General features: G+C 57.5%; 5 protein-coding genes and 1 pseudogene. 4 read left to right on the top strand and 2 right to left on the bottom strand.

The features are described 5' to 3' along the window. Both B3520_RS13850 and B3520_RS13845 read left to right on the top strand, forming a co-directional pair. A pseudogene (locus B3520_RS13850) lies at window positions 1–1,403 on the top strand (Tat pathway signal sequence domain protein); the annotation flags it as partial. Window positions 1,404–1,419: 16 nt separating this feature from the next. After that, window positions 1,420–5,277, top strand: coding sequence for a glycosyl hydrolase 115 family protein (locus tag B3520_RS13845; protein WP_286876315.1), 3,858 nt, complete (start codon window positions 1,420–1,422; stop codon window positions 5,275–5,277). 54 nt (window positions 5,278–5,331) lie between these two features. Here the strand turns inward: B3520_RS13845 and B3520_RS13840 are convergent, their stop codons facing one another. Continuing rightward, on the bottom strand, window positions 5,332–6,171 hold the full coding sequence (locus B3520_RS13840; protein WP_286806911.1) for a sugar phosphate isomerase/epimerase family protein: 840 nt from the start codon (window positions 6,169–6,171) through the stop codon (window positions 5,332–5,334). A gap of 46 nt (window positions 6,172–6,217) precedes the next feature. Then, on the bottom strand, window positions 6,218–7,747 hold the full coding sequence (locus B3520_RS13835; protein WP_286806912.1) for a rhamnogalacturonan acetylesterase: 1,530 nt from the start codon (window positions 7,745–7,747) through the stop codon (window positions 6,218–6,220). Between the two features lie 253 nt (window positions 7,748–8,000). On the opposite strand from B3520_RS13835, the gene B3520_RS13830 reads away from it, so the two are divergent. Further along, window positions 8,001–9,878, top strand: coding sequence for a DEAD/DEAH box helicase (locus B3520_RS13830; RefSeq protein WP_286876314.1), 1,878 nt, complete (start codon window positions 8,001–8,003; stop codon window positions 9,876–9,878). A 159-nt stretch (window positions 9,879–10,037) separates the two neighbouring features. Beyond that, the gene (locus B3520_RS13825) at window positions 10,038–12,194 is read left to right on the top strand and encodes a glycoside hydrolase family 20 zincin-like fold domain-containing protein (protein ID WP_286876313.1); all 2,157 of its coding nucleotides are present in this window, start codon (window positions 10,038–10,040) and stop codon (window positions 12,192–12,194) included. Window positions 12,195–12,992 lie beyond the last annotated feature (798 nt).

Raw genomic sequence — 12,992 nt, 5'->3', positions numbered from 1 at the left:
CCTACGAGGATTACGAGCCGGGCTTTGACCATGCCACCGGCGTGGCCCGCACCAGCGAGCTGCGCCTTTGGGCCTTACCGGCCACACCGGACCGCCAGACCACGGTTGAGATGGCCCGAACCCTTGCCCAGCCACCGCAGATGGTTGCCCGTCCCCAGGACTATGAAGCGGCCGGCGTGTTCGGTGCCGCCCTCTGGGATCTGCCGGATCGCTCCACCCCCGCCAAGGCCGCGATTGAAGATCAGGTGGATTTTTATCTGGATCATTATCTGACCCAGGTGGAAGAACATAACTGGTACGGCTTCTGGGACTACGGCGATGTGATGCATACCTATGATCACGACCGGCATACCTGGCGTTACGACGTGGGTGGCTATGCCTGGGCCAACTCCGAGCTCTCCCCCGACATCTGGCTATGGTATTCCTTTCTGCGCACCGGCCGTGCCGACGTCTTCCAGATGGCCGAGGCGATGACCCGCCACACCGGAGAGGTCGACGTGTACCATCTGGGACGGTTTGAGGGGCTCGGCTCCCGCCACAACGTCAAGCACTGGGGCGACAGCGCCAAACAACTGCGCATCAGTACGCCCGCCAACCGTCGCTTCTATTACTTCCTGACGGCGGATGAGCGCACCGGTGACCTGATGCGTTCTCTGCTCGGGGCTGAACGGCGCCTGCTGGACGTGCCTCCGCTGCGCAAACTGAATCGTCCGACGCCCGACTTTTCGGGAAAACCCTATTCCATGATGATGGGCCTGGGGACCGACTGGAGTTCGGTGGCCGCCGCCTGGCTGACCGAGTGGGAGCGCACCGGTGAGCCGGCCTATCGAGACAAACTGGTCACCGCGATGCGCAGCGTTGGCAACTTTGACCATGGAATGCTGGTCGGCAGTGCGGCACTGGATCCGGAGACCGGGCAGTTTTACCGGATCGGGGAGGGCGTGTCCGTCTCCCATTTGTCCATGGTGTTCGGCGGTGTCGAAATCAACGCAGAACTGATCCAACTGCTCGATGTGCCGGAGTATGAGCAGGCGTTTATTCAATATGGACGCTTTTATAATGCCCCTCGGGACGAGAAGGCCGAGATCATCGGCCAGCCTTATGAACGAAACCTGAACCTGGGGCAGGCGCATTCGCGAATGACCGCCTACTCAGCCTGGAAGCTCAATGATGAGGCGCTGGCCGAACGTGCCTGGGAGGAATTCTTCAGCGGCCGGGCCGGTATCCCGGTGTTCGGATTACCCTATCCGACCAAAACGGTCATGCCCCCCGAGGTGCTATCCCCGGTGACCGAAGCGCGCGGGGTCTCCACCAACGCGGTGTCCCAGTTCGGTCTTGCCGCGATTCAGGTGATGGCATTGGTCGGAGAGGAGGCGCCGGAGCAGGTTCCGGAGCGGGATTAATATGGATGATCGAAAGATGACTACGCGTTCAACGGGTACGACCAAGGGGCTGCGACTCATACTGTTGTCTCTACTGTTTCCTTTGATCGTGCAGGCGGCCGAGATTCGGCCGCTTCCTCCGGAGGGGGCCGAAACGTTGCAATCCACCGCGTTTCCGCTGGTGGTGGATGATCATGCCGCGCCATTGGTGGTGGCCAGTGACGCGCCCGAAGTGATCCGGATTGCGGTTCAGGATTTCGCCGACGATGTTGAGCGTGTGACTGGGCATCGCCCGGCCATTCGCCACCGGCCGCCGGGTGGCGGTGCGCCCTATGTCCGGGTGGGTATTCATCCGGCGTTGGAGAATCGATGGGAAGCGTTCCGGCTGTCCTCCAGTGCCCAGGTGTTGGCCGTAGAGGGGGCGGACCCACGCGGTGTGGCCTATGGCGTGTATGAGCTGTCCCGTCGTATCGGCGTTTCGCCCTGGTACTGGTGGGCCGATGTGCCGGTTCAACCTCTGGACGAACTGTATCTGAGCGCCGCTCGCGAACCGATCGATGAGCCGGCGGTGCGCTATCGCGGAATATTCATCAATGATGAATGTTGGGGCCTCGGTGCCTGGGCCCGCAAGACCTTTGATCCGGATACCGGCACTCTCGGCCCGAAAATCTATGAGCGGGTGTTCGAGTTGCTGCTGCGCCTGCGGGCCAACGCTCTCTGGCCCGGCATGCACCCCTGCACCACGCCGTTCCATCAAGTGGAAGGGAACAGTGAACTGGCCGACGACTACGCGATTGTGGTCGGCTCGAGTCACGCCGAGCCCATGTTGCGCAACAACGTTGGTGAGTGGGATCACCCCAAAGATCATTACAACTTCCTGACGCACCGTGACACCGTCATGAATTACTGGGAAGAGCGGGTGAAGGAGCGCCGTTCGGGCGAAAGCCTCTGGACCCTGGGCATGCGCGGCATTCACGACAGCGGCATTATGGGCCCGGAATCCCAGGAAGAACGTCTGGACGTGTTGGAAACGCTGTTTGACGCGCAGCGCGGTCTTCTGGCCAAACATCTTGGCGATGGTGATCCCACCAAGGCGGCACAGATTTTTGTGCCCTATAAAGAAGTGCTCAAGGATTACAACGCAGGCCTGGACGTGCCGGACGATGTGATTATCGTCTGGCCGGACGACAACTTTGGTTATGTGCGCCGCTACGCCACCCCCGAGGAGCGGGAGCGGCCCGGCGGTCTGGGCGTCTATTACCATCAGTCTTATCTGGGCTCACCCTTGTCCTGGCTCTGGTTCGATTCCCAATCGGTATCGTTGGTCTGGTCGGAGATGACCCGCGCTTACGAACAGGGGGCCGAGTCCTTCTGGGTGACCAACGTGGGCGACCTCAAAGCGCACGAACTGAGTGCGGAATTTTTTCTCGACCTCGCCTGGAACGCGGATCGGACCAGCCCCGAGGCACCCATGCAATTTCTGCAGGATATGGCTGCCCGGGACTTCGGGCCCGAATACGCTCATGCGATTGCCGGCATCTGGAAGCGCCACCAGCACCTGGCCTTTGCGCGCAAACCGGAACATCTGCAGTGGCATTTGTCCCTGGAGCCCTACCAACCCACCGAGCTGACCGACGCTGAGATTTATCATCGCCTGAAAGCCTATCAGGATCTGGTGGCGGAGACGGCGCGGGTCGCGAACGACCTGCCGGGCACCGCCCGGGATGCCTTTTACCAACTGGTGGAGTATCCGGTCCGGGCGGCGGCTGCGGCCAACGAGCGCTACTTTCTGATGGAGTTGGCGCGTCGCCAGAATGTCCGGGGCGCGGAGATCGCGGAAACGACCTTTGCCAAAGCCGAAGAGGCCGCGCAGCGGATCGAGGCACTGACGCAGCGATACAATGACGCGATGGCCAATGGCAAGTGGCGGCATATTCTCACCGCCGGTGGGGTATCCCCGGACGATTGGCCACGCTTCCAACCCGAGCCCATTCCACCCCTGGGCTCGCAAAAGGATGCAGTGTGGGAGTCCCTGTCGGAGTCGGACGACAACCGGTTTGAAGCCAATGACGTACCGTCGGGTGCGCAAGCGGGCGATTTCGTTGAATCGCAAGGCGTAGTGTCCATCAACGCCGGACACTTTACCGGCCGCGAAGATCAGGCCGACGGTGGCTGGCGTTCGGTGGAAGGGCTGGGCCGTACCGGTTCAGCCGTCACCCTGTTGCCCTCCACTCTGAATATCGAATCCGGCAGTGCGCCCCGACTGAGCTACCGTTTCCACGTTGCAACCGGCGGCAAAGCGACCGTTCATGTACGACTGCTGCCCACGCATCCGATTGATCCCGGCAATGATCTGCGCCTAGCGCTGGCTGTGGATGATGGTGAACCCCTGCCGCTCGCGGTGACCGAGGGCTTCGATACCTATAGCGAAGAGTGGAAAATGCGAGTCCTGTCCAACGCCACCGAAGCGACGCTTGAGCTGCCGGAGGCACTGGAGCCTGGCTGGCATACGCTGCACCTGGTGGCGGTGGACGCGGGTGTCGTAGTGGATAAAATCGTGATCGATTTCGGAGGGCTCCAACCTTCCTATGACGGTCCTCCCGAAACACGGGTAACGAAACCCGCCGCATCTTCTTACAAATTCGATTTTGGCTCCGGCGCTGTGGCTGAAGATTACGTCGGCATTGGCCCGGATACGCGCTACTCCCCCGAACGGGGCTACGGCTTTGCCAGCGCCAAGACGCCCGAGTGTACAGTGACAGAGCCAGCGGACGAGGCGCTGCGAGGAGATTCCTGTGTGTCTGACGAGGCATTTATGTTTGCGGTCGACGTGCCCGAAGGGAACTATGAGGTAACCCTCCTACTAGGCTCGCCCGATTCCGCTGCGCAGACGACCGTAAAAGCCGAGGCACGCCGCTTGATGTTGCGTTCGGTTTCGACCAATGCGGGAGAGCAGGCGAGGGCGACCTTCACCGTCAATCGAAGGAGCCCGACACTGGGAGATGATCGCCGTGTTGCATTGAACTCGCGCGAACAAGGCCCACCAATAATCGCGCACTGGGATGAGCATTTGACCATCGAATTTCTGGGTAGACCGGCGGCGGTGTCGGCAATGACGATTGAACCGGCGCCGGAGGCGACTACCGTCTTTGTGGCGGGGGACTCGACCGTAACGGATCAACGTAACGAGCCCTGGGCCGGCTGGGGGCAGATGTTGCCCGCTTTTTTCAAGCCGGGTATCGCCATTGCCAACCACGCTGAGTCGGGGCGAGCTCTGTTCAGCTTCGAAGCGGAAAACCGTCTCGAGAAAATCTTTCGCACCATGGAGCGCGGGGATTACCTGTTGATTCAGTTTGGCCACAATGATCAGAAAGACCAGAGCGAGGGCGCAGGCCCCTATACCACCTACGCCGATGATTTGCGCGAGTACATTCAGGCGGTACGTGCCAAGGGCGGTATTCCCGTGCTGGTCACACCCATGGAGCGTCGCCGCTGGAGTGAAGGAAAGCCCGCTGAAACTCTCACCGATTTCGCCATCGCGGTGCGTCAGGTCGGAGAAGAGCAGGGCGTACCGGTTATCGATCTGCACGAGATGAGCCTGGCGCTTTACGCCGCTCTGGGAGAGTCAGGTTCCAGAAAGGCCTTTGTGCATTATCCGGCCAATACCTTTCCCGGTCAGGAGCAGGCGCTGAAAGACGATACACATCACAATCCCTACGGCGCTTACCAGTTGGCTCGCGCTGTCGTAGAAGAGATTCGGAAAAAGGTGCCGGGACTGGCCGATCACTTGCGTGACGATGTGCTCTCGTTTGATCCCGCGGAGCCGGACTTCTCGAGTGCTGTCAGCATACCGGCAAGTCCGGTGTTTCAGCTCGAGAAGCCGGAAGGCAATTGACGGCTCACAATCGGTTGGCCACTCCCAGGGGCGTCACGCTCTCCGGGGAGTGGTTCACCGTGCGCACTCTTGCAGGTGCTCAAGAATACCCTGAGCATTCTCAGGGTTGGTGCTCTCGAGAATGGTATGAATGCCGGGCTTGAGTTTCTTAATCAATGACATCAGATAACGGTGATCCATTTCGCCGGTGCCGGAGGGCAGGTCTCCCTCCTTCATTCCATCCTTGATCACGAAGTCTTTACTGTGTATCGCGACGATACGGTCTCCGAACAGCCTGAAGGCTTCGTCCATCAGTTCCTGTTGTCGATGGCACTGGTCCAGCGGGAAAAAGTTCACCGGGTCGTAAATGACCTGGACATTGGGTGAGTCCACCAGCTCCAGCATGCGTACCATCTTCTCGTAGCTGTGTACCGTATGGTGGTGTGCCACGCCTTCAATACCCACAATGGTGCCGTATTTCTCGGCGGTATCGGCCAAGCGTCGGACGGAATCGACCAACTCCAGAAACGAGGTTTCTTTCTGGCTGTCGGGGTGATAGCTACAATCGCCGTTCTTGGAGCCGGTCTCGGTACCGACAATAGCGCAGCCGAAGTCACGGGCGAAGCGCAGGTGCTCTTCAAAGCGCTGCAGCGCCTGTTCTTTGGTGTCCGGGTCCGGGTGGATCGGATTGATATAGCAGCCCAGCACGGCGATGTTGATCCCCTGTGCGGCAAAGACATCGCGCACATGGTTGGCGAACCCCGGGGTCAGCTGTCCGGGTTGTTCTGCCAGGACCGGAAACGACTTGGCGGGTGCGAGCTGCACGCAGGATACATCGTATTGCCCGAGCTTTGCCGCAATCTCCGCGGGTGTACCCTGACCATAGTCGTGTGCTCTCAGGCCCAAATTCAGCATAAAACGTCTTCCTGTGGTTGATCCGTTCGGTGTCTTGGTGATGCCGTTACAGAATGCCTTCGATCCCCTGGGCGACAATTTTGGCATTCAGCTCGGCACCGTCGCGGGACGTGTGGGTGTGTTTGTCGGCAAAAAAGGCTTCGACCTTTTCCGGCCCCAGCTCGTCATAACGGTCGGCGACCAGCTCGTGCAGATCGATCAGCGCGACGCCGCTTTCCGCCGCGACCTGTCGAGCCCACTGGGGATAACTGTCGTCCGGGCGGGCAATCTGCTCTCCGCTGTCGTCCCAGATTTTCCGGGGCACCGGGGTGGCGAGAATGGGCGTTACACCTCGGGCATAGGCATCGCCAATCATTTTGCGCAGATACCAACCGTATGTGTGAACCGTTTCCGGCTGGCCGGTCAGAAGGTTGTCGATGTCCTGCTCGGCGGCGCCGACCCCCTTGATGGTGCCCCGGGCACGCTCTTCATCATTGAGGGGAGCGGAGTCATTGTGACCAAACTGGATCACCACATAATCGCCCGGGCGCGCCATATTAAGGGCTCGCTCCCAGTGGCCGCCGGTCACAAAGGTCCGGCTACTGAAACCGCCGATGGCGCGATTGACAAAGTTGTAGTCCTCGGCGCTCAGGTACTCGTCAATAAAATCACCCCAACCCCATTGACCACCGGCACCGTCGCCCCAACCGTTGCGCACGGTGGAGTCGCCGACCATAAAAAGGCTGGTCTTCTCGGGGTGGGCGATCACCGGCAGGCGCAGAAACGTCCAATCGTAGGCGGTCACTTCGCGGCCTTTAGCGGAGTACAGGTCTGAAGCGAGGGTGGGGCGCAGCCCCTTCAACGCCGAAACAACAGTCTCGGCATGAAGCTCGGCGCCGGCATCGTTAAAGTGGGTATGGTCTTTCGGGTAAAGCCCGGCCACTTTCTCAGCACCCAGGCGGTCCAGCTTGTCCGCCACCGGGTTGGTCACATCGATAAACGGGGTGTCCAGTTCCCAGGCGAGCTGGTGCATCCAGTAACCGTAGCGGCCGTGGCGACGCTCAACACGGTCATGTTCCCACCGGTTACGGACCGTCATCGACAAAAGGATCGGCGTGGCGTCCTTGGCTTTTACGTCCGCCACCATCTGACGAATATAGTGTCCAAAGGTATACACCGTTTCGTCCTTACCGGTCACCTGGTTGGCGATGTCGGTCTGCTCATCACCCAGACCGGGCAGAGAGCCCCGCGCCCGGCTGTCGTCATTGATCGCCCCGGCATCGTTGTGTCCGAACTGGATCAACACCAGATCCCCGGCCTCGACGTCCTCGATCAGAGACTGCCACAAACCCTCGGTAATAAACGTCCGGCTGCTCCGACCGCCCCGCGCCCGGTTATCCACGACCACTTTGTCCTCATCCAGAAAGCTCTGTAGGGTGGCGCCCCAGCCCTGGTGGTCCTTGTTCTGGTAGGACGCCGCAGTGGAGTCCCCGGCAATAAAGAGGGTCTGGGGGCGCAGCTCTTCGGCGAAGCAGGAAAATGACAGGAGCAGCAGTGCAATCTGGGCGAATCGGAGGGGTATTCCCGGTTTGGTCATAGTGGTGTATCTCTCTATTGGCATGCCTGCCTTGCTGGGTTCAAGGCGCATTCTAAAATCGGGTGACCACTATAGACTCAAAATGATTAATTATGCAATATTGTTATTGATTATGCTGGCTATCGGCAGCGGTTGTTCAATAGAAATACTATTGCCTTTCAACGGCTGAAATAGCCGGACTTTCCAATCTGGGCTAAGCTCTCAAGCTAGAGAGAGGAGGGGATGGGCCCTTCAGGATCAGTATGGAGGCAGCATGGCAGCAATCATTCCAAGCCTGAGCACCATAAGAGGTATGACAACGGGAGAGCGTCGCTTCGGACGTCGCCTGGAGGCGCTTCTCGAAGATGATTATACCGTCTGGTACGACATCCCTGTTGGCCGTCAGAGACGATACCCGGATTTCATTATTCTTCACCCGTCCCGAGGACTGCTGTTTCTTGAGATCAAAGACTGGAAGTTGGCGACCCTGAAGAAGATCAGCAAAGACCGGGTGACGCTGCAGACTCAAAATGGTCTGGATGTGGTGAGCAATCCCCTGGAGCAGGCCAGGCAGTATGCCCAGACGACCGTTAATGTACTGAAAACTGACCCTCAGCTTCGACAATCCGAGGGCCGTTATCAAGGCCGACTGTGTTGCCCCTATGGTTACGGCGTGGTCCTGACCAATATCACTCGACAGCAGTGGAACAAAGCGTTGCCGGAAGATCATCAGGAGCTGGTGCTGCCGGCTCACAGAGTGATCTGTAAGGATGAGATGACCGAGTCCGTTGAGGCGGAAGCATTTCAGAGTCGGCTCTGGGGCATGTTTGAGTACAGTTTTGGTGAAAAGCTTTCCCTTCCTCAGGTTGACCGAATCCGCTGGCACCTCTTTCCCGAAGTGCGCATCAATGCGCCGCAACAGGACCTGTTCGGAGACTCTGATGACGATCCGGATGACGAGCATGATAGTGCGTCGAACGTTAGTCAGACTCTCGTCCCGGAAATTGTCCGGGTGATGGATATTCAACAGGAGCAATTGGCAAAAAGTCTTGGGGACGGACATCGAGTCATTCACGGTGTCGCGGGCTCCGGAAAAACCCTGATTCTCGGCTATCGTTGTCTGCATTTGTCTCAAGCGACCCGCAAGCCCATTCTCGTGCTCTGTTTCAATATTGCGTTGGCGGCGCGGCTCAGGTCGTTTATGTCAGAGCGGGGTATTGATGAACAGGTTCAGGTTTATCACTTTCACGAGTGGTGCGGCCTTCAGTTGAAAACGTACCATGTGGATACCGAACAAGGCGCCAGACCCCTTTGGGAGCGGCAGGGAACCAGCGTGATCGCCGGGGGGGAGAGGGGGGATATTCCTCGTGCGCAGTACGGTGCTCTGATGATTGATGAGGGCCATGACTTTGAGCCGGAGTGGTTAAAGCTGGTGGTTCAGATGATCGATCCCGATACCAATTCATTGCTCCTGCTGTACGACGATGCGCAGGCGATTTACAGCCGACGACAACTCGGATTTCCGTTATCCAGTGCGGGCATCCAGGCACGCGGCCGCACTACGATCCTCAAGCTCAACTACCGAAACACCCGAGAAATACTGACCTTTGCCTATGATTTCTCCAAAGAGTATCTGCAGGCCCAAGACGCCGATGACGATCATGTACCGCTAATTCAGCCAGAGGTGGCGGGTGCAAGTGGACCTCAGCCGGTTTACAGACCATTCAAGAGCGCTGCGGATGAATATCAGTACATCGTTCGCTGCGTCGACAAATGGCGTAGCGGCGGGAAACCACTAAGTAGTATCGCCATTATCTACGCACACCATCACCAAGGTGAAGCGCTCAAATCGGCGTTGGACCAAGCTGGGGTTCCCGCCGCTTGGCTAAAATCGTCCGTTCACAAGAAAACTTACAATCCGGCGGATGAGAAGGTGACGCTATTGACTCGTCAGAGCAGTAAAGGCCTGGAGTTTGATACGGTCATTTTAAGTGGGGTCGGGGCATTGAAAGACGGAGAGGATGATATGCCCCGAGAGACACGGTTGCTATATGTCGGTATGACGCGCGCCAAGCAACAACTTCTGGTCACTAGTGGATCAACCAACTTGTTCACGGACCGTCTTCAGGAACTGGCTCACCAAGCTGTCTGAGAGCAGTCTTTACGTAGTGTCGGACTGATTAATACCCCGAAAATGGCCGGGCGCTTGTTCTTTTGGTGGAGGCGGGCGGAATGCGTCACCCAAGTGGTTCTATTGACTATATGTTTCGGGCTGGGTAACGTAGAGCCATGTTCTGCAGGGTTGAAACTTATGACAATAAAACGCTTGTTCCCTTCGTTTGTGCTCCTCTTTCTTTTGAACGCTACTGCAGCCTGTGCTCAGGAGGTGACGCTCGTCTACGACGAGACGGTGCCGCAGGAGGCCTATGCCGCCCGCAAGCTGGGTGAGGCCCTGGAAGAGCAGGGCTATGAGCTCGGCTCGGATCGGAGCGGTTACGATCATCTGATCAGTCTGTCGGTGCATGAAGAGAGGCTGGGTTCTGAAGCCTTTGCTATTGTGCCCGAGGACAGGGTCACGAGCGTCTATGGAGGCGACCACCGGGGGCTGATCTATGGCGCGCTGGCCCTGGCCGAAACGCTGCGCAATGGCACGCCGCTGACAGCGGTGGAATCCACCGAACAGAGCCCGAATCTGGCGTTTCGCGGGATCAAATACAATCTGCCCTGGGAAACCTACCGGCCCAGTTCGGCGCTGGACCAGCATTACGAGACTGCACGGGATCTCGATTATTGGGAGTCGTTTCTGGATATGATGGTGGCGAACCGTTTCAACGCCATCAGCCTGTGGAATCTGCATCCTTTTACGTTCATGATCCAGCCGAAAAACTTCCCCGAAGCGAGCCCATGGTCGGATAAAGAATTCGCCCAGTGGCAGCGTCTTTACCGCGAGATCTTCCGGATGGCGAAAGAGCGCGGGTTGGACACCTATCTGGTCCACTGGAGCATTTTTGTCAGCCGGGAATTTGCCGAGGCCCACTCCGTCGCGGAGCAGAACTTTTATCCGCACTACTATGTGGAAGGCGATACCTCGGAGATCGTGCGGCGTTATCTGCGCGAAAGCGTTACCCAGGTGCTCGAGGAGTATCCCAACCTGGATGGGTTTGGTATTTCCCACGGCGAAGGCATGGCTGGCATGACGCCCCTTGAGCGGCAGAAGTGGATGGATGATGTGTTGATCGCGGGGATGCTGGACGCTGATCGCCCCGTGAAACTCATTCACCGCGTCCCTTTTTCCTCGGGAACCGGTTCGGAGCCGGGCGTCAGCAAGAGTGTGGAAGTGGTGACCCGCGATGCGATGGAGAAGCTGGAGGATCGCTTTGACGGTCCGATCTGGGTGGAAATGAAGTTCAATTGGTCCCATGCCCATTCCACACCAGAGTTGGTGAAGGTCCACGGCGGCAAGCTGGGCGACACTTATTTCAAACCGACGCCCAAAAACTACAAGGTCACCTGGCAGGCACGCAACGAAGACTTCTTTGCCCTGCGCTGGGGTGTGCCCGATTTCATTCGTCAGCATATCGCTCTGAATGGCGCGGCGGACTATGTGGGCGGATACTTTGTCGGCTCGGAAACCTACATCCCGGCGCTCGATTACTTCACCGCAGTGGACGAGCCGGTCGACTGGAACTGGGCCTTCGAGCGCCAGTGGTTGTTCTACCAGCTTTGGGGGCGCCTCCTTTACGATCCTGAAACACCCGACTCGGTGTTTCAGGCGGCATTCAACCGCCGGTACGGGGCCAAGGGTAATAACCTGTTGAACGCTTACTCTCTGGCCTCATCCACCCAACTGCGGCTGGCCTCGTTGTATGATTCGCGCTGGGATTTCACCCTCTACAGCGAGGGCTTTCTGGCGCTGCAGGGCGACTACACCCGTTATATTTCGGTTGACCACCTTATCGACCATCCCACCATGGACCCGGATTATGTTTCGGTGGCGGATTTCGTAGAGACAATGCACGAAGGCGGCTCTTTCGGCGTTGACCGCATTACTCCGCCGATTCTGGCCGAGCAGCTTGAGCGCGACAATCGCGAGGCGCTTCGGCTGGTAGAAGGTATTGATACCGAGGGCAATGCCTCGCTCATGTACGAAGTGGCCGACGTCAAAGCCTGGGCCCATCTCGGTCTTCATCTTGCGGAGAAGCTGAAAGGCGCCGTGGCGCTACACCGGTACCGTCTGTACGGTGATGAGGAACAGCAGCAGGTGGCTATCCGGCATTTACAGCAGGCTCTGGCGCACTGGGATCAAGTGGTGGAGATCACCCGGCCGATTTACCGCGACATGCCGCTGACCCACTATAACCACAACTTCTTCGAGGCCAATGACGAGAATCTTTTTCATTGGGCGCTGGTTCGAGATGAGGTGGCGCAAGACGTGGACATTGCCCGCAGCGCCGAGCCGGAAGGTTAGGCAAGATGAGGGGCTCCCGTTACAGACCGTCCTTTCGGCGCCCATGGGGTGCCGAAATTTTCCTGTAGGTGGACAATAGAGTTTGAGACTGCCCCCCTATTGATTTAGGGCACTACAGGACACCTAACTTACAATAAAGTTTGAGACTTGATGGTTTTTAAGATTATAGCGTAATAACTTAGGGATTTGGGTCAATCGGGAGGGGGAGGTCAGGCCGGTAGGGCGGTTTTGGCTGGGAGTCAGCGACTACTTTGAGGTTGATACTATCCAAGTCATGGTTTCTTGATGCAGTTTCTCTTAAGTTCCCGAGGAATTTCGGGGGGCAATAGTTCATACAATAAATGAGAATTATTCTTGTAAAGCCAGAGATAGGCTGCCGGTAGGTCCTTCCGAATGTCATTTCGTATACAATCCGGATGACTTTCTATGTAATCCGATAGAATTCGTTTGTAGTGGCACTGTTTCTTATATAAGCGAATTCGGCCTCTTAGAGGAATAAGGTAACTATGCGTTGTAAGTACTTGCTCTATGAGACCAACTGATACGTTTAAGGGCTTCGCTATCTCGTTGGTACTTTTTCCAATATGGAGCTTTCTCCACACAGCTCTTCTCTCAGCGTTGTATAACAGCTTGGGTCGAAGCTTTATATCGACCTTCAAATTGGGGTAAAGATAACCCATACATGAGAATTAACTCGATAGTCAAAGCGACAGAAAATTTGACCGATAAAGGTAGTCTAAAATCCTTAACATTGCTTAAGTTTTATGGTCATCAATGTAGTGGTCAAGTGTTTTAGGC

The sequence above is a fragment of the Marinimicrobium sp. UBA4509 genome, assembly GCF_002388575.1.
GTDB lineage: Bacteria > Pseudomonadota > Gammaproteobacteria > Pseudomonadales > Cellvibrionaceae > Marinimicrobium > Marinimicrobium koreense.
Note: the sequence above shows the minus strand (reverse complement) of the source record. Positions and strands in the feature narration are given on the sequence as shown.

What these genes read in the sequence shown, in the direction of transcription:
- B3520_RS13845 (WP_286876315.1), top strand. Translation starts at nt 1,420, where the DNA reads ATGACTACGCGTTCAACGGGTACGACCAAGGGGCTGCGACTCATACTG.
- B3520_RS13825 (WP_286876313.1), top strand. Translation starts at nt 10,038, where the DNA reads ATGACAATAAAACGCTTGTTCCCTTCGTTTGTGCTCCTCTTTCTTTTG.
- B3520_RS13830 (WP_286876314.1), top strand. Translation starts at nt 8,001, where the DNA reads ATGGCAGCAATCATTCCAAGCCTGAGCACCATAAGAGGTATGACAACG.
- B3520_RS13835 (WP_286806912.1), bottom strand. Translation starts at nt 7,747, where the DNA reads ATGACCAAACCGGGAATACCCCTCCGATTCGCCCAGATTGCACTGCTG.
- B3520_RS13840 (WP_286806911.1), bottom strand. Translation starts at nt 6,171, where the DNA reads ATGCTGAATTTGGGCCTGAGAGCACACGACTATGGTCAGGGTACACCC.